This is a genomic window from Planctomyces sp. SH-PL62, from assembly GCF_001610895.1.
Classification (GTDB): domain Bacteria; phylum Planctomycetota; class Planctomycetia; order Isosphaerales; family Isosphaeraceae; genus Paludisphaera.
Genome location: NZ_CP011273.1, coordinates 5,504,290 through 5,528,117 on the forward strand (window position 1 = coordinate 5,504,290; position 23,828 = coordinate 5,528,117).

Below are 23,828 nucleotides of genomic sequence, written 5' to 3' on the forward strand. Positions count from 1 at the left end.
AACCCTTCGGGGACGTCGGGGGGGCGGGTCGCCCACCCATCCGGGATCGCGCCCGAAACGACAGGCCCAGGACGGGCCGGGAGGGCGGCGGGGCTCAAGGAGGAGCCCGAAGTTGATGGGAAGGATTGTCTTGCGATGAGCGACTCTCCGGGCGGGCGACGGCGTGGCTCGGTCCATATCACGCGGCAGCGGGCCTCGCGGCTCTACCGGCTGGTTCGCCTGCTGGCCGAGCGGCCCCGGACCCGCGAGGAGGTCCTCAAGAGCCTGGCGATCGGCCTGCGCACGTTCTATCGCGAGCTCGACCTGCTCAAGCGTCGGGGCCTCAAGGTCCAGCACAAGGACAAGCTCTACACCCTCGCCTCCACGGCCGACCAGGCCGAGGGCCGCCTCCCCTTCCCAGACCCCCAGCTCAGCTTCGCCGAGATGGCCGAACTCGCCCGTTGCGACGGCGAGGCCGGTCGCCGCCTCGCCGCACTCCTCGCCGCCGTCACCGACCAGACCCTCGCCCCCCCCGCCCGGAAGCGACGGACCGGCGGCCGCTAGCCCCGCGCCTCGGGCGTCGCTCCAGAGCCTGGAGGTCCTCCCGGGCGGGCTCCGCGGGAACTTCGCATTCGAGGGCCGCACTCCCCGCCCCTAGCCGGCTTGGAGGGCGAGGGGCCGTTTTGCTACGATCGAGGGTCGCAGAGACGGTCCCCCCTGCCCCCAGACGGTCGGCCCGACCGAGGACGATGACATGCGTTCCGATACGATCAAGCAAGGCGACGCCCGCGCCGCGCATCGCAGCCTGTTGCGCGCCACCGGCGTCCGCGAGGACGACTGGAAGAAGCCCTTCATCGCCATCTGCAACAGCCACGTCGACATCATCCCGGGCCACGTCCACCTCCAGGAGGTCGGCAACTACGTCAAGGAGTGCGTGCGGGCCGCGGGGGGGGTGCCGTTCCTCTTCAACACGATCGGCGTCGACGACGGCATCGCGATGGGCCACGGCGGGATGAAGTACTCGCTCCCCTCCCGCGAGCTGATCGCCGACTCCGTCGAGACGATGATCAACGCCCACATGTTCGACGGCATGATCTGCATCCCCAACTGCGACAAGATCGTGCCGGGGATGTTCATGGGCGCCATGCGGGTGAACGTCCCCACCGTCTTCGTCTCGGGGGGGCCGATGGAGGCCGGCAAGACGGCCGACGGCAAGACGGTCGACCTGATCGACGCCTTCATCGGCGGCGTGCAGAAGGCCCGCGGCGAGATGTCGGCCGAGGAGCTGGACGCCATCGAGAAGGCCGCCTGCCCCACCTGCGGCAGCTGCTCCGGCATGTTCACCGCCAACAGCATGAACTGCCTGGCCGAAGCCCTGGGCCTGGCCCTCCCCGGCAACGGCACCCTGCTGGCCACCTCCGCCGACCGCAGGGTCCTGTTCCAGGACGCGTCCCGCCGGATCGTCGAGATGGCCATGGAGTTCAACCGCGTCGGCGAGGGCCACGGCCTGCTCCCGCGCGAGATCGCCACGGCCGCCGCGTTCGACAACTCCATGATCCTCGACATGGCGATGGGGGGGAGCACCAACACCGTCCTCCACATCCTCGCCATCGCCCACGAGGCGGGCGTCCCGTTCACCCTCGACCGGATCGACGAGCTCAGCAAGAAGACCCCCAACATCTGCAAGGTCAGCCCGTCGAGCAGCTATCACGTCGAGGACGTCGCCCGCGCCGGCGGCATCCACACCATCCTCGGCGAAGTCGCCCGCGGCTGCCCCGGCCTGCTGGACCTGACCGCCAGCACCGTCACCGGCAAGACCCTCGGCGAGAACATCGAGGCCTACGACGTCCGCAGCGCCGCGGCCGTCCCGGCGGCCCTGAGGATGGCCAGGGTCCGACCCGGCGGCGAGCGGTCCTCCCAGGCGTGGTCGGTCCCGGCCGTCGCCGACGCCGGGTCGCAGGTCGCCGGCCTGGCCCTGCTCGACTCCGAGGGTGAATCCGCGGCCCCGCAAGACGGCGGCAACGGCGACGGCTCGACGAACGACGGCTTCGACCCGTTCGACGTGATCCGGCCGGTCGACAAGGCCTACTCCCAGACCGGCGGCCTGACGATGCTCAAGGGGAACCTCGCCCCCGACGGCGCGGTGGTCAAGACGGCGGGCGTCGACCCCAAGATGCTCAAGCACACCGGCCCGGCCGTCATCTTCGAGAGCGAGGAAGACGCCTACAACGGCATCGTCTTCGGCAAGGTCAAGCCCGGCGACGTCATCGTCATCCGTTATGAAGGCCCGCGCGGCGGCCCCGGCATGCAGGAGATGCTCGCCCCCACCACGGCCGTCAAGGGCTCCGGCCTCGACGACTGCTGCGCCCTCATCACCGACGGCCGCTTCTCCGGCGGCACCGCCGGCGCGTCGATCGGCCACGTCAGCCCCGAGGCCGCCGTCGGCGGCCCCATCGGCCTGATCCAGGACGGCGACGTCGTCGAGATCGACATCCCCAACGGCAAGCTCGCCGTCCGCCTCTCCGACGACGAACTCGCCGCCCGCCGCGAAGCCTGGCAGCCCCGCCCCTCCAAGTTCCGGACCGGCTGGCTCGCCCGCTACCAGAAGCTCGCCACCAGCGCCGACACCGGTGCGATCCTCAAGTGCGACTGACCCGCACCGACGGGGCCCCAGATCGGGTTCGTTATTGGGTTCGTTCGCGCGTGCCGCGAACGAACCCATCAGCCGCAAGTCGATACACCGCAACAACATAAGCCCCGTTTTGGGCCCTTGAAAATTGGGTTCGTTCGGCGCGCTTTCCCCTGTCGTTCGCGCGGGGCCGGGAGCCGCGGGGACTTCCACCCCGTGGCCCCCGGGATTGTCCCGCGCCATAGGGCGATGTCGGGCGCGCTCTTCGGGCTCGTTCGCGCGGAACCGCCGTCGCGGGAACGACGAGAGGCCGGGATGATCCGCGACACACGAACCACCTCCGCCGGGAGGATTGGGTTCGTTCGCGCGCGCCGAGAACGAACCCATCGGCCATAATTCCTTACTCAACAATAAGATAAGGCTCAACTTCGGCCCCGGAAATTGACACTCCTCACTTAACACCACCATCTCGGGGGGGCGGGAGACGGCGATCGGGGTGCCACGGGTTCTCTGAACCCGTGGATCGGCGTCGGGCCGGCCCCGAGCCGTCGTCCGAATCCGCGGCCGGTCCACGGGTTCTGCGAACCCGTGGCACCCGAAGGTCTTCCGCCGGAACTCGGTGGAGTTTAGTGAGGAGTCTCCGGAAATTGGGTTCGTTCGGCGCGCCTTACACCAAAATACGCGGTGGGTCCCAGTCCACAGGGCTCGCGGCGGGTCGTCCCGCGCGGCATCCCTTACCTGAATCTTGGTCCAGGATCGGGGATTGCGAACGGAGGCCAGGAATCCGGGTCTCAGTGGCCCCGGCGTCAACGGCTCGATCGCCGTCGTCGTCCTCCTCCTCGCCCTGATGCTCGGTTGGGCCGCGATGCGGATTGTCCGCCGGCCCGTACGCACCGTGTGGGCCCCGGTCACGGCGTACGGGCCTGGGATCCGTAGAGCGACGCACCGCCGGGCGACGATGGCCGGCGATGCATCGGCGATCCCTCGCGATTAACCGGAGAAAGTGGAACCGGGCGAGGCCGTGGCGGGCATAATAGGGAGGAAAAGGGCCGCTGACGAATCGCGAGGAGGTGTGCCATGGCCGGCGGGGGTCGTCCAACGATTGAAGGAGAGATCCGCAAGCTCTGGGCGTTCGGGACGCTCGGAGGGGCCGACGACCGCGCCTTGCTCTCCCGATTCGCCCTCGATCGGGATGAGCCGGCGGAGGAGGCCTTCCGCATCCTCGTCGAACGGCACGGCCCGATGGTCCTCCGGGTCTGTCGGCAGATCCTGGACGATCGCCAGGACGCCGAAGACGCGGCGCAGGTCGTCTTCCTCGTGCTCGCCCGCAAGGCGTCCTCGATCCGCGTGGGGGGGTCGCTCGCGCCGTGGCTGCACGGCGCGGCCCGCCGCATTGCCTCGAAGTCAAGAGGCCGGGCCGTCTCCCGGCGACGGATCGAGGAGCGTGCGGCGGCCGCCGCCGAGGGCCGAATCGTCGCCCGGGAGGATCGGCCGCCGGCCGACGACTGGGAGGCCGTCCACGAAGAGGTGGCCCGGCTGCCCGAGAAGTATCGGGCCCCGGTCGTCCACTGCTATCTCCAGGGGCTGACCTATGAGGAGGCGGCCCGGCGAATCGGCTGCCCGATCGGCACGGTGCGCGTGCGCCTCTCCCGGGCCCGCGAACGCCTCCGAGCCCGCCTGGCCCGCCGCGGGTTCGGACCGGCCCAGGCGGCGTTGATCGGTCGGCTTGCTTCGGCCGAAGCCCCGCCCCTCGCAAGAGTCGGCTGGTCCGCAGCGACGATCAAGGCGGTCGACGCCCTGCGACGGGGCCGGCCCGCGATGCTCGAAGTGGTCCCGAGTTCGGTCGTTTCCAGCTACGAAGGGATGGTGCGCGCCATGGTATTCGACGGCTGCAAAACGGCGGGTTGGATCCTCGCCGCCGCGATGATGACGACGGCGGGGGCGGTCGGCTTCTCGGCCAACGGCCGAGGCGGACAGGAGGCCCCCGTCTCCCGGCCCCCGTCGGGCGAGGTTGGCAAGCCGCCGGCGGCGCATCAACATGGCGACCCGGCCCCGCCGGAGAAACCCCGGGATCGAACCGCACGCGAGCGGATGGTCGACGCCGCGAGGGAGCGGTTGGAGGCGCAGCTCGCCTACTATAAGGAGGGCCGCATCACGATCGACCGCCTCATCGACGCCTCGGGCCTCATGATGGAGGCGGAGTCGACGGCGAGTCCGGACAAGCGCCTGGCGTCGGTCGAGGCGCATGCCGCCCGCATGGGGGAACTCGAAGAATTCGTGGAGTCGGAAGATAAGCTGGGACGGAGCGCCATGGGCGACCTCACCAAAGCCCGCTTAGCCCGTCGACTCGCGAGCCTATGGCTCAAGGATGTCCGCAGTCGACCCGACGCCGGCGAGGTCGAGGTGCTGCGCCGGCGCGTCGAAGCGTTGGAGGAGCGGCTGGACGCCCTCCTCCGCCAGCGCGATGAGGCACAGCCCGGGGATCCCGGCTGAGCCCCCGAGACGCCTTGATCGAGGGGCGAAGCCCGCTCCTCCCGACCCGATTTCGCGTCGTCTTGGGTCACCGATGCGGGCGAGCCTCCGATTCGGCCTTACCGAGCGGGGCCGTCCGGCCGGGCCTCGCCGGCCGTGAGCCGGACGGTCTGGGTGAAGGCCCCGTCGCCGGCGACGTCCCAGGCCTCGAACCGCACCCAGGTCCGGCCCTTGAGGTCGAGCGGGATGCGGAGCTTGCGGCTCCCGAACTCCCCGGCGTCGGCGAGGTCGATCCGGTGGCGGAAGACGTTGCGGCCGTCGCCGGAGACGACCTCGGCGAACGCCATCGGGAAGGTCCATTCCAGGCTCGCTTCCACCACCGTCTCCCCCTCGCCGATCGGGCCAAGGTCCTGGCCCGACGGCTTGCCGCCGACGGTGAAGTCCGGGATCAGGACCTCGCCCGTGGTGGTGAAGTACCGCCCGCCGCGCAGGGCGTCGAGCACCGGCTTCCAGCCGTCGGCGAAGCGGGGCGTCGCGTCGAGCTTGAGATAGTTGATGTTCATATGCGCGTAGGTCTCGAAGTCGGGCTCCATGCGGAACAGGTCCGCCTCGCCGACGATCTGCTTCCGCGCGCGCCAGTTCTCCATGTCGTCGAGCAGGTCGAGCACGCGCCAGCCGAGCGTGGGCCGCGACAGGTCCGCCGGCATCGCCTTCCAGGCGGCGCCGAGGAAGTGCTCGGAGCGGAAGAAGTCACGGTCCTTGTAGCCGTCTGGGAAACCGATCGACGACTTGATCCGGGGGTGGGCCGTCCACATCAGGCCGTCTTCCCGCTCCATCAGCCGGAGCACGTCCTCCGCGCTGCCGACGCGGTAGACCGTGCCATAGCCCTCGACGTCCTCGACGAACGGCTGGCCTTCCCGACGGTTCAGGACCCAGTAGACCGGATTCGGGAAGAAGCTGATCCAGTGCCCGCCCAGGTGGACGTTCGGCTCCTCGCCCGGCAGGATGAGCACCCCCTTCTCGGAGAGGCGGGCGCATTCCTCGTGGAGGAGCTTCAACTGCGGGAGCCGCTCGGCGTCCCCAAGCCGGGGCGTCTCGCCGACGTGGAACTCGGCGAGGTGGACGATGTCGACCCCCCTGGCCTTGAACGTCTCGACCATGCCGGGGGTTTCCAGCTCGCGCGGTTGGCCCGAAATCCCCTGCTCCTTCTGGCGTCGCAAGTATTCGAGGGTGTGCTCGACGTGATAATGGCTGGTGAACGTCTTGTGGCCCGCCAGGGCCTTGTAGCGGTCGCCGCGGGTGTATTTCGCGACCGCGTCGAGCGCCCGGCGGCCGTCGCCCCGCGTCAGCAGGAGGAAGACGCCGAGGTGCTGTTCCGTGCCCGCGGGCGCGTTGAACCAGGGGACGAACCGCCGGTCGCCGGTGAGTTCCTGGCGGACGCCGATCCCGTAACCCTGGGCCGCCCCGCCGTAATCCCGGCCGTGCCAGACGAACTTCAGGTTGAACGCCTCGTCCAGCGGGTAGAAGTACCGATGCGGCTCCGGGAACACGGCGAGCGACCCACCGCCCGACTCGGCCGCGACGGCCCGGCCCGAGACCGCGAGGGGGGTCGCCGGGGAGTCCGGATCGAACGCGACCTTCTTGAAGGGCCCCGCGGCCTCGTTCCAGGCGATCGCGTCCCAGCCCGAGTTTGCGCCGGCGAAGCCGGTGTCATAAACGATCGCCCGACCGTCCTCCTCCGTGGCGACCACCGTCTCGGCCTGGATCAGCGGGCTGTTCCGGTGGAACGTGAACCGGACGTCCCCGCGAAACGACCCGGCGGCGGCCTCGGCCACGCTCACGGTGGTCCGCGCGCCGTCGCGGCTCACGATCGCCCGTCGCTTGCCGAGCACGATGGGGAAGGTCTGATGGGGACGCTTGGGCGGGTTGTCGAAGAACGCCACCCAGCCCGCCGGATTCTTCAGGTCGCGGCTCCCCACGGTCAGGAACGTCACCGGATTCAAGCCCGTCGCGACTGGCTTCGCGGCCTCGCCATCGGTCGCCACCCCGAGGGATTCGATGAGGGGTTTTTCCGGGTCCAAACTGAAGACCGCCGACCCGCTCTCGTCGGGAGAGATCGTCCAGGTCACCCGAACCAGGCCCTCGGCCTCGTCGACCTGGACGCCGGAGTCGGCGAACCCCGTCGTCGCGAAGCCCAGACCCAGGAGGATCCCAATTGCGGTCGCCCGGATCGATCGGAGAGTTCGTGACATGGGCGTCCTCAGGTCTTTTGTCGGGTCGGCTGGAGAGGGACGACGGCCCTGGATCAGAACCGGGCCGAGCGGACGGCGGACTCCGGTCAGGGGGCGTCCAGCGGCATCAGGTCGTCGACGACGAACTTGCCGTCGACGCGGATGGGGACGCCGTCGAAGGCGATGACGCCGCCGCCGTATTCGGGGCGCTGGATCTGGACGAGGTCCCAGTGGATCTTGGAGCGGTTGCCGTTGTCGGCCTCGTCGTAGGCGTTGCCGGGCGTGAGGTGGAAGCTGCCGGCGATTTTCTCATCGAAGAGGATGTCGCGCATCGGGGTGAGGATGCGGGGGTTGCAGCCGATCGACCATTCGCCCGTGTAGCGGGCCCCGTCGTCGGCGTCGAGAATCCGCTGGAGCTTCTCGTCGTCCCCCCCGGCGCATTCGGCCTTGACGATCTTCCCCTTGTGGAACTCCAGCCGGACGCCGTCGAACGAGGCGCCCTGATAGATCGTCGGCGTGTTGAACCGGATGTGGCCCTCGATCGAGTCGCGGACCGGGGCGGTGAAGACCTCGCCGTCGGGGATGTTCATGTTTCCCGAGCAAGGGACCACCGGGACGCCGGCGATCGAGAACCGCAGGTCGGTCTCCGGGCCGGTGATGCGGACCTCGCGGGCCCTGTCCATGCGGTCGACCAGCGGTTGCAGGCCCTTGGCCATCTTCGCGTAGTCGAGCGTGCAGACGTTGAAGTAGAAGTCCTCGAACGCTTCGGTGCTCATCCCGGCCTGCTGGGCCATGCCGGCGTTGGGGAGACGGAGGACGCACCACCTGGTATGAGTCACCCGGCGCTCGAAATGGACGGGCTTCTGGTAGAGGGCGTTGTAGGCGTCAAGCCGCTCCGGGGGGACGTCACTCATCTCGCTGATGTTGCGGGCGCCCCGGAGGCCCAGGTACGCCTGGACCTTGTCCATCCGCGCGCGGTCGATCCGCCCCCAGGTCTCGATCGCCTCGGCCGAGCCACGCAGGACCATCTCCCGGACGAGCCGCGCGTCGCGAGTCTCGACCAGGGCGATTCCGCCGCGCTCGGCGGCTTTTCGGATCAGAAGGCGGGGGAGCGTGGAGTCCTCAAGGTCGAAGCATTCGATCAGGAGGGTCTCGCCGGCCTTCAGGCGGACGGAGTGGTCGATGAGGATGTCGGCCAGGGTTTCCCATCGCGGGTCGGGCATCGGATCGGACCTCCCGGGGGCGTCCCGGATCTCGCGACGCCCCCGCGGCGGGCTTCGGTCCGCTTGTCAGCGGCGGGGTCGTCGATTAGCCTTTACGGTCGAGGGAGCGAGGCGCGGACGCGCCTCGGCTCCGATGATTCGCCTCCATGATCCAACCTTCGCACCGCGACGGCAAGACGCGCGGCGGCCGACGCGCCTCGACGCCGAGGCCGAAAGGGGAGCGGCTCCTTGAATCTCTTCGATCTGACGGGGAACACGGCGATCGTGACCGGCGGCAACGGCGGCATCGGCCTGGGCATGGCCCTGGGCCTGGCCGAGGCCGGCGCCTCGGTCGCCGTGGTGGGACGGAACCCCGAGAAGACCCGGGCCGCAGCCGAGACCATCGAACAGAAGACCGGGGCGAAGGCGCTTGCGATCGTCGCCGATCTCAGCAAGCCCGAGGAGGTCGAGCGGGCCGTCGCCGAGGCCGGCGACCACTTCGGCCGCATCGACGCCCTGTTCAACAACGCCGGGATCAACATCCGCAAGGCCCCCCAGGACTTCACGCTCGACGAATGGAATCAGGTGATGAACGCCAACGTCACCTCCGCGTTCCTGGCCTCGAAGGCGGTCTACCCCTGGATGAAGCGGCAAGGGGGGGGCAAGATCGTCAACACCGGCAGCATGACGTCGGTCTTCGGCTCCTCGTTCGCCGCGGCCTACGCCACCTCGAAGGGGGCGATCGTCCAGCTCACCAAGAGCCTGGCGCTGGCCTGGGCGGCCGATCAGATCCAGGTCAACGCCATCCTCCCCGGCTGGTTCGACACCGAGATGACCTTCGCCGCCCGCGAGCAGATCCCCGGCCTCCACGAGCGCGTCCTGTCGCGGATCGCGGTCGGCCGCTGGGCCAAGCCCGACGACATGGCCGGCGCGGCGGTCTTCCTCGCCAGCCGGGCGAGCGACTACATCACCGGCGTCGCCCTCCCGGTCGACGGCGGCTACCTCGCGACCCTGTAACGTCCAGGGCCGCCCGGCGGCCGATCCCGGCCGGGCGTCGGGCTCACTCCTCGACCGCGCCCGGGGGAGCGATGAAGACGTCCTTGCGCGGGAACTTCTCGAACAGAGAGGCCGGCTTGCCGAAGTTCGTCGCCAGCACGTCGGTCGGGTTTCCGGCGATCCACTGCGAGAGGTCGATCGTCGCGTAGACGCCCGTGTTGAACCCGATCAGGACCCGGCTCGGCCCGTCGCCGACGTTCTCGATCGAGTGGCCGTACCCCTGGGGGATGTAGCCGACGTCCCCCTGCGCCAGCCGCTCGGTCCGGAACCGGCCGTGGGAGCCGAACATCGTCACGCTCACGTCGCCGTCGACGACGTACTGCCACTCGTCGGCCGTGGGGTGCCAGTGCAGCTCGCGCAGGCCCCCCGGCTCGAGGTCCAGCACGACGGCCGCGACGGTCTTCGAGATCGGGAACGACGTCGAATCCACCCGCCACTCCCGGCCGCCCGGGAAGACGCGGTGCGGGGGCCGCTTGAGCAACTCGTACTTGTGCGTGAGGGCCGGCGGCTTCCAGCCCTGGAGCGGCTCCGCGGGCGTCTCCGGAGGCCTCGCGCCGCGGGCGAAATAGACCTCCTCCGTGGGGAAGCCCTCGAAGGCCGACTCCGGCAGGCCGAAGTTCTTGGCGAGGAGCGCCTTGGGGGCGTGGCCGATCCAGTCGGTGATGCTGAAGGTGCCGAACTCCGAGAAGTAGCCGTTGTCGAAGATCAGGACGAAGTGGCAGGGGGCGTCGCCCAGGCATTCGAGGACGTGACCGTGCCCGCGGGGGAAGTACCAGACGTCACCCGGCTCGAAGTCGTTCGTCTCGGCCCCGCCGTCCGGGTCGATCACGGTGGTTCGGACGCGGCCTTCGACGACGAAGGCCCACTCGGCGGCGGTGGCGTGCCAGTGCAGCTCGCGCATCGCGCCGGGCTCCAGGCGCATCGAGACGCCGGCGATCCCCTTCGAGATGGGGAGCTGCTCGACGGTCGCCTCCTTTCCGGAGCTGCCGCCGATCACCTTGCCCTGGGACTTCTCCAGCTCGAATTTGAAAGTCGGCAGCTCCTTGCCGGAGAGGACGTCGTCGGGGGCGTTGTTCATGAAGCTGGGATCGCCGGCCTCGGCCGTCTTCGCCGCCGCCGCGACCGCCGCGGCGAGCCCCACGCCCGCCAGGAAATCCCGCCTCGGTACGTTCGACATGCCCTGGTCCTTTGATCTGGGGAGTCGGAGAAGGCGCGACGATCGAACCGCTTCGATCCCGCCGCTGCGTGCCGGGCCGCCGACACCACTGTACGACGCGGGGATCCGCGACGCTTCCCTCTTGCTTCATCAGGCCGCGCCGGCCCCCCGGGTCAGCTTCGCGGCCCGGCCGCCGACGGCGTCTTGCCCTCCGCCGGAGTCTTGCCGCACAATACCGGTGCGGACGGGCATCATCGGCTGGCGGACTCCGGCGAGCGCGAAAGATGGAATCTCGCGGCGAGTTGACCCACATCCTGGATCGGGCGCGCGTCGGCGACGAGCAGGCTCGCGACGAGCTGCTGGCGCGGATGTACGACGAGCTGAGGCGCGTCGCCGGGCGGATGATGAGCCGCGAGCGTTCGGACCACACCCTCTCGCCGACCGCGGTCGTCCATGAGGCCGTGATCCGCCTGCTGGGCGAGGAGGTCTTCGAGAAGGCCGACGACCGGGGCTTCGTCCTGGCCTCGGCCGCGAGGGCGATGCGCGAGGTCCTCATCGACCACGCCCGACGACGGAAGGCCGGTCGTCGGGGAGGCGCCTGGCGTCGGGTGCCGCTCGACGGCGTGGTCGACTACTTCGAGGAGCAAGGGCTGGACGTGGTCGCCGTCCACGAGTCGCTCGACCGCCTGGCCGCGATGAGCGAGCGCCAGGCCCAGGTGATGACCCTTCGCTACTTCGCGGGGATGACCGTCCCCGAGGTCGCCGCCGCGCTCGACGTCGCCGTGGTGACGGTCGAGCGCGACTGGAGGCTGGCGCGGGCCTGGCTCGGGGACCAGCTCGGTAGGGGGGACGGATGACCCCCGAGCGCTGGCGCCGCGTCGGCGATCTCTTCGACGAGGCCCTGCGCCTCGCCCCCGACGACCGAACGGCCTGGCTCCGCGCCGCCTGCGGCGACGACGCCGAGCTGCTCGACGCGACCGCCCGCCTCCTCGCCCGCGACGTACAGGCCGAGCGCGACGGCTTCCTGGCCCCCCCCTCCCCGGAAGAGACGGCCACCTGGCCGCCCGACCCGGGGCCCGAGCCGGCCGACGTCGCTCCCGGCCGGGGGTTCACGCCGTATTCGGCCATCCAGGCCGCGACCGGATCGCCCCCCTCGCTCGGCGGCCGAGACCTGGCGCGTCGACGGCTGCAAGGGCTGACGACCACCTGCCTCCTCATCACGCTCCTGATCCTCGGCTGGAAATACATGGTGCTGGGGGACCCCGATCCCACCCAGGCCGTCCCTTACGTTTTGCTCACCGCCGGCCTGGGCGTCCTGGTCGCGCTCTTGCAGGGCCCTCGCCGCTTCTCGCCGTCGGCGTTCGAGGCGATCGAGCTGGGGATGATCGGGTCGGTCGCCGCCGTCTATTCGTTCGCCCAGTACCGGACGATGCTCGACTTCTCGCTCCGGAACGACCCCATCCGCGTGCAGCTCGTGTTCAGCCACCGGGTGCTCGTCTCGACGATACTGATCCTCTCGTACGGGATCTACGCCCCGGCGAGCTGGCGGCGGGCCGTCGTGGTCGTCGGCTCGATCGCCCTCCTCCCGTTCGCCACGCTCGCGCTGCTACTCGTCCGCCACCCCGACCTGATGCGGTCGATGGCCCGCCTGGGCCTAGAACGCGGCAGCACGGCGCTGGCCCACTTCGGCTTCGACGCGATGCTGCTGCTGATCCTCGCCGCCTGGTCCACCCACGGAGCCTACACGATCACCCGGCTGCGTCGGCAGGCCCGCGAGGCGCGTCGGCTCGGCCAGTACCGGCTGGGCGAGCGGCTCGGCGCGGGGGGGATGGGGGAGGTCTACCTGGCCGAGCACCGGTTCCTCAAGCGGCCCTGCGCCCTCAAGCTGATCCGTCCCGGCTTCGATCCGGACGGCAAGATCCTGGAGCGCTTCGAACGCGAGGTCCGGATCACCGCCGAGCTCTCCCACCCCAACACGGTGGAGATCTACGACTACGGCCGGACCGAGGAGGGCGAGTACTTCTACGTCATGGAGTACCTGCCGGGCCTGAGCCTGGACCGCCTCGTGCAGCGGCACGGGCCGCTCCCCCCGGGACGGGTCGTCTACCTGCTCCGGCAGGTCTGCCTCGCGCTGGCCGAGGCGCACGCGGCCGGGCTGGTGCATCGCGACATCAAGCCCTCGAACATCTTCGCATCGCGCCGGGGGGGCGCGGACGACGTGGCCAAGCTGCTCGACTTCGGCCTGGTCCGGCCCCTCTCCGCGGACCGTTCGCCGGATCCGAGCGAAGAGGGCCAGATCCTCGGCACCCCCCTGTTCATGTCGCCCGAGCAGGCGAGGGGCGACCCGGAGATCGACGCCCGCAGCGACGTCTACTCGCTCGGCGCGGTCGCGTATCACCTGCTCACCGGCGAGGCCCCGTTCACGGGCGGCGGGACGATCGGCATCCTGCTCGCCGTCGTCCGCGACCCCGCTCAGTCCCCATCGCGACGCCGCCCCGAGGTCCCCGAGGATCTCGACCGCCTCGTCCTGAAGTGCCTGGAGAAACGGCCCGACGACCGCTTCCCCGACGTCCTGACGCTCGAACGGGCCCTGGCCGCCTGCTCCTGCGTCGGCGAGTGGGACGCGGCGCGGGCCGCCGACTGGTGGCGGACCGAGGAGCCCGCGACGCAAGATCGACGATCCCCCCCGACGACCGTATGACGGAGGATTCCCGCTTGGGCGCTTTCTACGTGAACTTCTCGGTCAAGGCCGCCGCACCTGGCAAGATCGCCGAGGCCCTCGGTCGCGCGGGGCGGCGGGCCGCCGTCACCCCCTCGCGCGGGGGCTTCGCGGTCGTCTACGACGCGGAGGCGGACAGCCAGGCGACGCGGCCCATCCTGACGGTGGGGGCGCTCCTCTCCCGGGACCTGGACCAGCCGGTCCTGGCCGTGGTCAACCACGACGACGACGTGCTCGACTACTGGCTGTTCGCGGAGGGCGAGTTGGCGGACTCCTACAGCTCGGACCCCGAAGCCTTGGAGGAGGAGGAAGGCGCGCCCCCTCTGGGCCCCGGCGACCCGGCGAGGCTCTGCGGCCTGCTGAGGCCGGGGGCGGACGCGGCGGCCGTCGAGGCGGCCCTGCGTGGGAGTTTCCTGTTCGCGACGGATCGGCACGAACGTCTCGCCGAGATCCTGGGCCTCCCCCCCTGGTCGGTCGGCTTCGACTACGAGGCCGTCGACGACGGCGAGCTGGAGCACGAGATCCAGGCCGACTCGTTGATCCGCGTGGACGGGCCGGAGGGCTGAGCCCGCGTCGAGGGTCGGCGCTTCGCGGGGCGGGCGCGGGCCGTCGGGCCTAGCGCCAGGCGAATTCCGGGGGGACGGGGCGGCCGGCGACCTCGGGACGGACGATGGACCAGAACTCGCGGATTCGGGCGCGGACCAGGCTCGTCTCCTTGCCGACGACCTTGTAGACCAGCCCCGCCCCGTTCGGCAGCCGACCGACGCCGGCGGCCCAGCCTTCGGCCTTGTTCCAGGCCGAGACCGCCCGGGCCGCGACGGCGTCGGCGATCGCGGGGGGGGTCAGCAGCAGGACGTTCCCGAAGACGTCGAAGTCGTCCATCACGCCCGGCCGGAACACGGGCGAACGGGCGGGTTCGACGCGGAACTTCTCGACGAACAGGCTCTCCCCGGTCGGCCGCTCGGCGGCGACGGTCGAGGAGAAGAGGTCGAACCGATACCGCTCGCCGTCGCGATAGTACTTGCGCCCGCCCATGAGGGTCTCGGCGTAGAGGAGCGTCGCCGACGGGGCGATCCGCACCTTCGTCCGGGTCAGGAATCGCGAGTGGGCGAACGGGATGGCCGCTTCGGGGATGTATTCCAGGTACGACCCCTCGTCGAGCGTCAGCTCCTGGGTCTGGAGGGCGTGGTTCGCGTCCATCTCGTGGATCTTGGTCGCGGCCTGGGTCGTGACGTGGCCGCACGCCCCGGGGCCGACGGCGAAGTCCATCGTGTAGCGGTCGCCCTGGAGGATCCCCCCGGCGTTCGAGATGATGAACACGACCGGGAGGTCGGGCATCCCCTCGTCGCAGTAGAGGGCCTTCTGCACCAGGAGCGGGGCGCGACGCTCCATGAACGCCAGGATCGAGCGCCCGCCGCGACGTTCGAACCGGAGCCGCAGCAGGGCGTTCTTGCCGAACCCGCCGCTGCGGAGCTGCGCGGGCTCGTCCAGGTATGGGGCGAGTTCGGGGGGCGTGGGGGTGACGTTCACGCCGGGGCCTTCAGTTCGAGGTCGAAGAGGATGTTCTCGCGGATCAGCTCGATCAGGTCGTCGATCCCCTCGCCCGTCTTGCAGTTGGTGAAGACGAACGGCTTATCGCCGCGCATCAGCCGGGAGTCCTTCTCCATGACCTCCAGGCTGGCGCCGACGTGGGGGGCCAGGTCGGTCTTGTTGATCACGAGGATGTCGGACTGGGTGATGCCGGGCCCGTTCTTGCGGGGGATCTTGTCGCCGGCGGCGACGTCGATGACATAGATGAAGAAGTCCACCAGGGCCGGGCTGAAGGTGAGCGTGAGGTTGTCCCCGCCGCTCTCGATCAGGACGAGGTCGGTGTCCGGGAAGCGGGCCTCCATGTCCTCGACGGCGGCGAGGTTCATGCTGGGGTCCTCGCGGACGGCCGTGTGGGGGCAGGCGCCGGTCTCCACGCCGAGGATCCGCTCCTCGATCAGGACCCCCTTGAGCGTGCGCTGGACGTGCTTGGCGTCCTCGGTGGTCACGACGTCGTTGGTGATGATGAGGATGCGCGAGCCCATGCTCAGGAGCTTGGGCGTGATCGCCTCGATGATCGCCGTCTTGCCGGACCCGACGGGGCCCCCCACGCCGATCCTCGTGATATTCTTCGCCATGCGCGGAATCCCTCAATTCATGAACATACGGACGTGGGCGCCGACGTGGAGCGACGCCAGGACGTCGAAGACCGGGGCGAAGGCCGCCATGTCCTCGAGCGAGTGGTCGACGACGCGGGCGTAGGCCGCCTCGGCGTCGGCGTTGACTTCGAACAGGAGCGCCTGGACGTCCAGGTAATGGAGCTTCATCATCCGGAGCGAGGCGTTGGTCATCATGCCGGCCACGCCGTACTGGTGGACGGCGAAGGCGTCTCGCTCCGAGAGCCCCAGCGCGGCGAAGACCAGGGCCTGGCCGACCGGCAGGCAGCCGGGAGTCTCCCCCGCGCGGATCCGGGCGAGCCATTCCCCGGCGACCGACGGGCCGAGCACGCGGTCGGCCATCTCGGCCAGCTTGCGGCCCATCCGCACCGTCATCGTCCGCATCTCCTCGTTCAGCTTGCGGTCGAAGACGGCGTGGTCGGCCCGATCGATCCCTTCCACGTCGCCGGCCGCCGCGGCGCGGAACGCCGAGAGGACCGCGACCCCGTCGGACGTCGCCGCCTGCTCGACGGCCGCCTTCACGAACTCGCGCAGCGAGTCCAGGTCGCGAACGACGCCGAGCTGCACGGCCGACTCCAGCCCGTTCGAAAATGAGAAGGCCCCGACCGGCAGCAGCGAATCGCCGAATTGCAAGACCCGCATCAGCTCCGCGATCGTCGACACGCGCCTGCTCCTCCCACCTCAGTGATGATGATGGCCGTGGCCATGATCGTGGCCGTGGTCATGATCGTGTTCGTGGTCGTGGACGTGGGAATGCGGCGTGGCGTTGGCGCCGCCGAAGAGGCGGCGGGACTCGTGCGGGGCGAGGAACGGGATGACCTCGGCCCCGGGGACGAAGTCGTAGGCGATCCCCTCGAACGCGTGAGTCTTCATGACCGAGGCCATGACCTTGCGGTCGACCGTGAGGGGGACGTAGACCGAGGTCCCCTTGACGACGGCCGGCCAGTGCTGGTTCCCCAGCGCATGGCCCAGCTCGACGCAGGTGCGCGCCAGGATCTCGGCCGGCTGGCCGAGCACGCCGTCGAGGCGGACGACCATCACGTCCTTGAGGCTGATCCGGGCGACGATCGCGGTCAGGTTGGGCTCGTCCCAGGCGAGCACGTCGCCGTCGCGCAGGTGCGTGTTGCGCTCCAGCGACACGGCGATCTCGGCGCCCGACGCGGTCTTGAGCCGGAAACGGTTCTTCTGGGCCTGCCACTGGTCCAGGTGGAGGGGGTCGATGACGGCCCCCTCCAGGAGCTGGGCCCAGGCCGGGTCGTCGGCGTTGCCGAGCGGTTTTTCGACCAGGAGCATGAATCGCCTTTCCGCCGGGTCGGCGTCAGCAGAAGAAGTAGAGCTGGTTGAGCGCGATCGACTTCGGCGGCTCGACGGTCGCGTGGACGCCGTCGACCTTGACCGCGAAGGTCTGGGGGTCGACCTCGATCTTGGGGAGATAGTCGTTGCGGACCATGTGGTGCTTGGTCAGCACGCGGGTCCGCGAGACCGGCTCGACGGCCCGCTCCAGGCCGTACTTCGCCTTCACGTTCAGATCGTACGCGGCGCGGGAGACGAAGGAGACGCAGGTCTTCGCCATCGCCGAGCCGAAGGCGGCGAACATCGGCCGGTAGATCATCGGCTGGGGGGTCGGCAAAGAGGCGTTGGGGTCGCCCATGTTGGCCCAGGCGATCAGCCCCCCCTTGAGGACCATCTTCGGCTTCGCCCCGAAGAACGCCGGCTCCCAGAGGACGAGGTCGGCCATCTTGCCGGGCGCGATCGAGCCCAGGTGCTGCTCGATCCCGGCGGTGATGCAGGGATTGATCGTGATCTTGGCCAGGTAGCGGAGGACGCGGAAGTTGTCGTTGCCGGGGGCGTCCTCGGGGAGCGGACCGCGGGCCTTCTTCATCATGTCGGCCGTCTGGAACGCCCGCAGGAAGTTCTCGCCGATGCGGCCCATAGCCTGCGAGTCGCTGCCGATCATCGAGATCGCGCCCATGTCGTGCAGGACGCTCTCGGCGACGATCGTCTCGGCCCGGACGCGGCTCTCGGCGAAGGCCACGTCGGAGGGGATCCTCGGGTTGAGGTTGTGGCAGACCATGATCATGTCGAACAGCTCGGCCACCGAGTTGACGCCGCAGGGGAGCGTCGGGTTGGTCGAGCTGGGCAGGACGTTGGGTTGGCCGACGACCTTCAGCAGGTCGGGCGCGTGGCCGCCGCCGGCCCCTTCGGAGTGGTACGTGTGGATCGTCCGGCCGTCGAAGGCCGCGATCGAGTCCTCCACGTAGCCCGACTCGTTGAGCGTGTCGGTGTGCACGGCGACGCTCACGTCGTAGTCGTCGGCGACCGAGAGGCAGCTCCGGATCGCGGCGGGGGTGGTGCCGTAGTCCTCGTGGATCTTGAACCCGGCGGCCCCGGCGCGGAGCTGTTCGATCAGGGGCGCCGCGGAGCTGGCGTTCCCCTTGCCCTGGAAGCCCCAGTTGATCGGGAAGGCCTCGGCGGCCCGGAGCATCATCTCCAGGTTCCAGGGGCCGTTGGTCGAGGTCACGCCGTTGGTACCGTCGGTCGGCCCGATGCCGCCCCCCCAGAGGGTCGTGACGCCGTTGGAGAGCGCGTGCCAGACCTGCTGCGGGCAGATGTAATGGACGTGCGTGTCCATCCCGGCGGCGGTCAGGATCAGGTGCTCGCCGGTGATGGCGTCGGTCGAGGTCCCGGTGGTCAGGCCGGGCGTGACCCCGTCCATGGTCATCGGGTTGCCCGCCTTGCCGACCCCGACGATCCGGCCGTTGCGGATCCCGACGTCGGCCTTGATCACCCCCAGGATCGGGTCCAGGATGGTGACGTTGGTGATCACCAGGTCGAGGCAGCCCCCCTCCTGGGTGGAGATGTTGTCCGACCCCATGCCGTCGCGGAGCGTCTTGCCGCCGCCGCAGACCAGCTCGTCCCCGTAGACCCGGAGGTCCTTCTCGATCTCCACGTAGAGATCCGTGTTCCCCAGGCGGAGCTTGTCGCCGACGGTCGGCCCGAACAGGTCCGCGTATTGCTTGCGCGTGATCTTGGACATGACGCTCGGTCCCCCCCGGTCAGGATTCGGTCGACTTGAAGCCCCGTTCGCCCGCCCGCCGGACCGCCGCCTCATAGTTGGGCATGTAGTCCGGGTTCGGCCCGATCCCCGTCCAACCGTCGACCAGGTTGTTGAAGCCGAAGCAGAACTGCTTGCCCCCCATGGGGACCAGCGTCACTTCCTTCTCGTCGCCGGGCTCGAACCGGATGGCGGTGGTCGCCGGGACGTCCAGCCGCATGCCGAAGGTCTTGGGCCGATCGAAGTCGAGGTAGCGGTTGACCTCGAAGAAGTGGAAATGGGAGCCCACCTGGATCGGCCGGTCGCCGGTGTTGCGGACCTTGAGCGTCAACGTGGGGCGGCCCGCATTGATCTCGATGTCGCCCTCCGCCAGGATCAGGCCGCCGACCGGGACTTTCGCGCCTTTTTCGGCATGGGGCGCGGCCTCGAACGGCCGTGTCCACTCGCCCACGCCGGGTTCGTCGGGTTTCTTCTCAGGATCGGCCATGGATCGCCTCCGATCTGGGGTGGAGAGTGCATCGACTCACTTGACCGGTTCGTGGACGGTGACGAGACGGCTGCCGTCGGTGAAGATCGCTTCGAGCTGGACGAAGGGGATCATCTCCGGGACCCCTTCCATCACGTCGTCGCGGGTCAGGACGGCGGCGGCGTCCTTCATCACCTCCTCGACCGTCTTGCCCTCGCGGGCCCCTTCCAAAGCCGCCGCGCAGATCACGGCCATGGTCTCGGGATGGTTCAGCTTGAGTCCCTTGGCTTTCCGCCTCAGGGCCACGTCGGAGAGCTGATGGATCATCAGCTTCTCAATCTCGCGGGGCGTCAGATGCATGGGTTTCCTCCGGGGTTAGAGGGATCCTCGTCGTCGGCGCGGTCGCCGGGAACAGCCGGCCCTCCACCCAGACGACGGCAAGCACCAGCCAGGTCGCCACGACGAACGGCGCGGTCAGCGCGGGGACGCCCGCCGACTTCGGGAAATACTCCGTCAAGGGCGTCGCCACCAGCGCGGCCAGGCACGGCGTGGTCAGAGAGGGTCGGACGATGAACAGCGCGATGGCGGCCAGGGCGCCGTTGTAGCCGTAGAGGCCGATCGAGACCGCCTCGTAGGCGTCGCCGTGGTACTCGGCCAGCGTGGTCCCGATCGTCGAGCCCACGAAGGCCATGATCGCATGCCAGGGGTTGCTCAGCCAGATGCCGGCCAGGAACAGGATCCCGGTCACGACGTTCGCGCCGAGCATGACCTCGGCCTCGCCCCGGAGGACCGCCGCCGCGAACCCGCCCGGCGCGACGGCCGGCGGCGGCGGGGGCTCGTCGATCGACTTCCCGGCCGCGGCGTGGGCCAGGATCAGGGCCAGCCACGTCGTCAGCACGAACGGGGCCGTGTACGCCGGGATCTTGAAGAGCCCCAGGAGCCGCATCAGCAGGGAGGAGATCGCGCAGCCGACGAGGATCAGGGCCCAGACCGTGAAGCTCGGCTTCAGGAAGAAGGGCACGGCCAGGCCGACGAGCGTGGAGTTGAACCCGTAGAGCCCCTGCTCGATGTCGCCGCGGTCGAACGACGCCAGCCATGCGACCAGGGGGCCGACGATCGCCCCGACGATCGCCCCGGCGAGCATCGCCGGCGAGATCAGGGCGATGCCCGCCAGGAAGAACAGGCCCGTCCCCGCGTGGGGCTGCAACATGATCTGGCCGACGCCCCGAAGGAGGATCGTGGCCAATTCTTGGACGTCGAGCCCGGCGACCAGCGGGCGGGACGAGGTTGCGACCATGGCTTTGGCGCCTACCGTTAAAGAAGACGCGGTGACTTCGACTTGGCACGATTCCTGGATCATTCCAGATTAATGAACCGTAATCAATCACCTGCCGCGCCAGATTTTCGATTCAAGTAAATCATCCACTACGATCGATACCACTTCCAGAAAGATTTCATCATGGTCCGGACCGCTCGTGCGTCGGCCGGACCGTGGGCGTCGAGGGGCCGCCTCGCGTGCGAGCGAGGGCCGGTCAAGGAGGTCTGAATGGGACGATCCGCTTCGTTCCGGTGCATCGCCGAGCGGGCCCTCGCGTCGTGTGTCGCGCTGGCCTGGTCGCTCGCGGCGGCCGGCCAGACCCCGGAGTCGCCGCCGATCCCCGCGGGGACCATGCCGCCGGCCGCGCCGGCCCTGTCGACCGACGCGGAGGTGCTCGCGGAGATCCGCCAGCTCCGCGCCGAGGTGGCGGAGGCCCGCCAGCTCAAGCAGCAGGTGGAGATCCTCCAGCAGCAGTTGCAGTCCGCGAACGTCGGCGGCGGCGGGTTCGCCGGTCCGGCCGCGCCGGGAGCCGCCGGGCTGGGGTCCGGCACGGTGTCGGACGCGCCGAATTCCGGCTTCACGGGCGTCCCCGACCGCTTCGCGTCCGGTGCCTTCGCCCCGGAAGAGGGCGAACCGCCCGACGCCGACCGCTATCCCATCCGGGCCCGCTACAAATACAGCCACGACGCGACCGGCCCCAACGGCGGCGGCGGCTACTTCAACTTCAGCAGCCTCGACGACGAGTTCTCGCTGAACATCACCAACTCGGTCACGATCGACGGCACCTTCTTCGACCGGGCCAACCTCCCCACCAGCGAGCAGGGCTTCAACAGCCCGTTCACTCGTATGTTCTTCTACGGGAACATCACGAAGGACTGGAGTTATCAGGTCGGCACGCAAGGGTTCCTGGGGACGTACAACCTGCTCGACATGTTCATGACGTGGCATATCAACAAGTACGTCAATCTCCGCGCCGGCAAGGGCCTGGCGCCCCCCTTGTACGAATACTACGCCTTCCATCCGGCGTTGGAGCCGGTGATCACCAACTCGCCCCTGTATCAACTCGCCGCCAAGCGTCCCATCGGGATGATGTTCAACGGGACCCTGTTCAACAACCGGATGCAGTGGTGGTCGGGCGTGACCAACGCCGGGATCGCCCTGTACGGCGACCTCAATCGCAACGTCGACTACAACGGCGCCGTCGACTTCACGCCGTTCCGGGGTGACGCCTGGAAGGGCTCGCTGCTGGAGGGCCTGGGCGGCGGCGTGGGCTTCTCGGCGGGCGAGCAGCGCTACAAGCTGTACCAGAGCAGCATCGGCTTCCTGAACAACGGCGAGGCCACCACCAACCCCACCTTCAATACGGTCGTGGGGCTGCCGTTCTACGTATACAATACGGACATCGCGGCCAACGGCATGCGGTCTCGGGTCGCGCCGCACATCTACTGGTACGGCCGATTCAGCGTGCTGGCCGAGATGATGAACCACAGCCGCGTCCTGACCGACGGTCGGACGACGGCCCGGTCCACCCAGTGGGCCTACTACGTCAACGCCTCGTACTGGCTGACCGGCGAGCGCGACAACATGGGCAACGGCTTCCAGGGCTATTCGACGGCCGAGCCGCTGCGGCCCTTCATCCCCAGCCGGGGCGAGTACGGCCCGGGCGCCTGGCAGCTCGCGACCCAGTGGTCCGAGTTCAACGCCGGCCGGGGCGACATCGATCGCGGCTTCGTCGACCCGGCCCGCTCGACCGAACGCATGGACAACTTCATGGCAGGCGTGAACTGGTGGCCCAACAAGTACACCCGCATCAGCTTCGACTACGTCTGGACCTGGTTCAACAACCCGATCCAGATGGTCGGCCCCGGCCCGATCGACCAGTACAACACCTTCTGGATGCGGTTCGCCATGTTCTTCTGACCGGGCCCGCCCCGACGACGAACGACGCCGGAGGCCCCGGTCCCCTACTCGCCCCACGGGTAGGTGTCCGGGGCCTCGCCGCGTTCATGGACCGGGATCTCGTGGAGCGGGTGGAGCGCCCGGGTCGTCTCCAGATAGAGGAATGCGTCGTAGCGCCGAGGGAGCACGGTCGGGACGTAGTTGCCGAACCGCTCCCGCTCCGGGCGATACACCACGCCGATGGCCCGATGGCCCCGGGGCTCGAGCATCTCGGGCGTGGGGTCGGCGGTCGCCAGCGGCAGCAGGGCGTCGCGGCCGACGGCCTGATGCAGGACGTCCTCCCACGAGTCCTCGCGGGCGGGGGGGACGGGCATGCGTTCCATGGCCGCCTCCCACTCCCGGCCGGCGATCACGCTCCCCCGGTGCGAGCCGAAGCCGACGAGCACGACCCCCTCGTCGCCGTGGCGTTCGCGGACGAGCTGGCCGACGTTCACCTCCCCCTGCTCCGCCATGTCCGTGTAGCGCGCGTCGCCGACGTGCGTGTTGTGCTCCCAGACGATCGCCCGCGCCTGCGGGCCGTGGTGGTTCATCAGCCGCTCCAGCGTCTCGACCATGTGGCCGTCGCGGAGGTTCCAGGTCTCCGAGCCTCCCCGGACCATCGCCCGGTAGTACGCCTCGGCGTTCTGGAGGACCAGGCCGTTCTGCTCGGCGACGAAGCGAGCCTCGGGGTCGTCCCCGGCGTCGCCTCCCTCGGGAGCCCGTCGCCGGAGCTCCCGGAGCAGCGCCACGACCTCGTCCTCGCACGAGTTCGGGACGAACCGCGCCGCGCGGGCGTAGTCCCGCACGTCCTCGCCGTAGGGCTCGAAGCAGCGGAAGGCCCCCCAGGCCGCCGGCAGCGCGGCCGGGTCGTGGCTGTGGAGATACTCCAGGATCGCGTAGAGAGACTCCCACAGGCTGTAGACGTCGAGCCCATAGAAGCCGACCTTCCGGTCGTCGGGCAGGCCCGCGTTGTGCGTTCGGAGCCATTCGGCCAGGTCGGCGACCTCCTCGTTGGCCCACATCCAGGTCGGCCAGCGTTCGAAGGCGTGGAGCGTGCTGCGGGCGGTCGAGCCGACCTCGCCACGCCCCTTGATATAGCGGTCGACCCGATAGCAGTCGGGCCAGTCCCCCTCGACGGCGATGAACGAGAAGCCCTTCTCCACGATCAGTCGTCGAGTGATCGCGGCTCGCCACGCGTAATATTCGGCGGTCCCGTGGGAGGCTTCCCCCAGCAGGACGTATCGGGCGTCGTCGATGAGATCCAGGAGCGGATCCAGGGCCTTGGGGCCGCTCAGGGTAAGGGCGAGATCCCGCACCTGGGCGATCAGGGCCGGGGTGCTTCGAGCTTCTCGACGGGTGAGCCGATCGATCCGGGCCATCACTTCCTCCATCGCCCCCGATCC

General features: G+C 69.5%; 20 protein-coding genes. 8 read left to right on the plus strand and 12 right to left on the minus strand.

Annotation, left to right across the window (positions count from 1 at the left end; genetic code table 11):
• Positions 1 to 135 precede the first annotated feature (135 nt).
• The 3 genes from VT85_RS21360 (at position 136) to VT85_RS21375 (ending at position 5,101) form a co-directional block, all read left to right on the plus strand.
• Positions 136 to 543 carry a hypothetical protein gene (locus VT85_RS21360; protein WP_068419857.1) on the plus strand — a complete coding sequence of 136 codons (408 nt, stop codon included), beginning with the start codon at positions 136 to 138 and terminating at the stop codon, positions 541 to 543.
• A gap of 190 nt (positions 544 to 733) precedes the next feature.
• Entirely contained in the window at positions 734 to 2,632 is a 1,899-nt protein-coding gene (ilvD, locus tag VT85_RS21365) for a dihydroxy-acid dehydratase (protein ID WP_068419858.1), read from the plus strand.
• Between the two features lie 1,053 nt (positions 2,633 to 3,685).
• Entirely contained in the window at positions 3,686 to 5,101 is a 1,416-nt protein-coding gene (locus VT85_RS21375) for an RNA polymerase sigma factor (RefSeq protein WP_068419860.1), read from the plus strand.
• A 98-nt stretch (positions 5,102 to 5,199) separates the two neighbouring features.
• On the opposite strand, the gene VT85_RS21380 is transcribed toward VT85_RS21375, so the two are convergent.
• Entirely contained in the window at positions 5,200 to 7,332 is a 2,133-nt protein-coding gene (locus VT85_RS21380; protein ID WP_068419861.1) for a hypothetical protein, read from the minus strand.
• A gap of 86 nt (positions 7,333 to 7,418) precedes the next feature.
• Positions 7,419 to 8,534, minus strand: coding sequence for an aminopeptidase (locus VT85_RS21385; protein ID WP_068419863.1), 1,116 nt, complete (start codon positions 8,532 to 8,534; stop codon positions 7,419 to 7,421).
• Between the two features lie 228 nt (positions 8,535 to 8,762).
• Here VT85_RS21385 and VT85_RS21390 point away from each other — a divergent pair, with 228 nt between their 5' ends.
• A complete protein-coding gene (locus tag VT85_RS21390; protein ID WP_068419866.1) occupies positions 8,763 to 9,530 on the plus strand; it encodes an SDR family NAD(P)-dependent oxidoreductase in 768 nt (255 codons plus the stop codon).
• A gap of 43 nt (positions 9,531 to 9,573) precedes the next feature.
• Here the strand turns inward: VT85_RS21390 and VT85_RS21395 are convergent, their stop codons facing one another.
• Positions 9,574 to 10,746 carry a cupin domain-containing protein gene (locus VT85_RS21395; RefSeq protein WP_068419868.1) on the minus strand — a complete coding sequence of 391 codons (1,173 nt, stop codon included), beginning with the start codon at positions 10,744 to 10,746 and terminating at the stop codon, positions 9,574 to 9,576.
• A 263-nt stretch (positions 10,747 to 11,009) separates the two neighbouring features.
• Here VT85_RS21395 and VT85_RS21400 point away from each other — a divergent pair, with 263 nt between their 5' ends.
• From VT85_RS21400 to VT85_RS21410, 3 genes are read left to right on the plus strand one after another with little or no spacing between them, the layout of a single operon-like run.
• Entirely contained in the window at positions 11,010 to 11,582 is a 573-nt protein-coding gene (locus tag VT85_RS21400) for an ECF-type sigma factor (protein WP_068419869.1), read from the plus strand.
• Positions 11,579 to 13,426, plus strand: a complete 1,848-nt coding sequence (locus tag VT85_RS21405) for a serine/threonine-protein kinase (RefSeq protein ID WP_068419871.1) — start codon at positions 11,579 to 11,581, stop codon at positions 13,424 to 13,426. The genes VT85_RS21400 and VT85_RS21405 overlap by 4 nt, the downstream gene beginning before the upstream one ends.
• A 14-nt stretch (positions 13,427 to 13,440) precedes the next feature.
• Positions 13,441 to 14,010, plus strand: a complete 570-nt coding sequence (locus tag VT85_RS21410) for a hypothetical protein (protein WP_156513001.1) — start codon at positions 13,441 to 13,443, stop codon at positions 14,008 to 14,010.
• Positions 14,011 to 14,059: 49 nt separating this feature from the next.
• Here the strand turns inward: VT85_RS21410 and VT85_RS21415 are convergent, their stop codons facing one another.
• The 8 genes from VT85_RS21415 to VT85_RS21450 are packed head-to-tail and all read right to left on the minus strand — an operon-like array spanning position 14,060 to position 20,466.
• Positions 14,060 to 14,974 carry an urease accessory protein UreD gene (locus VT85_RS21415; RefSeq protein WP_068419876.1) on the minus strand — a complete coding sequence of 305 codons (915 nt, stop codon included), beginning with the start codon at positions 14,972 to 14,974 and terminating at the stop codon, positions 14,060 to 14,062.
• Positions 14,971 to 15,609: an urease accessory protein UreG gene (gene ureG / locus VT85_RS21420; RefSeq protein ID WP_068419878.1), complete on the minus strand. Its 639-nt coding sequence runs from the start codon at positions 15,607 to 15,609 to the stop codon at positions 14,971 to 14,973. The genes VT85_RS21415 and ureG overlap by 4 nt, the downstream gene beginning before the upstream one ends.
• Positions 15,610 to 15,621: 12 nt before the next feature.
• Positions 15,622 to 16,290: an urease accessory protein UreF gene (locus VT85_RS21425; protein ID WP_197491309.1), complete on the minus strand. Its 669-nt coding sequence runs from the start codon at positions 16,288 to 16,290 to the stop codon at positions 15,622 to 15,624.
• Between the two features lie 39 nt (positions 16,291 to 16,329).
• On the minus strand, positions 16,330 to 16,941 hold the full coding sequence (gene ureE / locus VT85_RS21430) for an urease accessory protein UreE (protein WP_068419884.1): 612 nt from the start codon (positions 16,939 to 16,941) through the stop codon (positions 16,330 to 16,332).
• 25 nt (positions 16,942 to 16,966) lie between these two features.
• A complete protein-coding gene (locus VT85_RS21435) occupies positions 16,967 to 18,685 on the minus strand; it encodes an urease subunit alpha (protein WP_068419886.1) in 1,719 nt (572 codons plus the stop codon).
• A gap of 19 nt (positions 18,686 to 18,704) precedes the next feature.
• A complete protein-coding gene (gene ureB / locus VT85_RS21440) occupies positions 18,705 to 19,190 on the minus strand; it encodes an urease subunit beta (RefSeq protein ID WP_068419890.1) in 486 nt (161 codons plus the stop codon).
• A 36-nt stretch (positions 19,191 to 19,226) separates the two neighbouring features.
• Positions 19,227 to 19,529: an urease subunit gamma gene (locus tag VT85_RS21445; protein WP_068419892.1), complete on the minus strand. Its 303-nt coding sequence runs from the start codon at positions 19,527 to 19,529 to the stop codon at positions 19,227 to 19,229.
• Entirely contained in the window at positions 19,504 to 20,466 is a 963-nt protein-coding gene (locus VT85_RS21450; protein ID WP_068419894.1) for an urea transporter, read from the minus strand. The genes VT85_RS21445 and VT85_RS21450 overlap by 26 nt, the downstream gene beginning before the upstream one ends.
• 249 nt (positions 20,467 to 20,715) lie before the next feature.
• On the opposite strand from VT85_RS21450, the gene VT85_RS21460 reads away from it, so the two are divergent.
• A complete protein-coding gene (locus tag VT85_RS21460) occupies positions 20,716 to 22,407 on the plus strand; it encodes a porin (protein WP_156513002.1) in 1,692 nt (563 codons plus the stop codon).
• 44 nt (positions 22,408 to 22,451) lie between these two features.
• Here VT85_RS21460 and VT85_RS21465 read toward each other — a convergent pair whose 3' ends face one another.
• The gene (locus VT85_RS21465) at positions 22,452 to 23,804 is read right to left on the minus strand and encodes an erythromycin esterase family protein (RefSeq protein WP_082859033.1); all 1,353 of its coding nucleotides are present in this window, start codon (positions 23,802 to 23,804) and stop codon (positions 22,452 to 22,454) included.
• Positions 23,805 to 23,828: the final 24 nt, after the last annotated feature.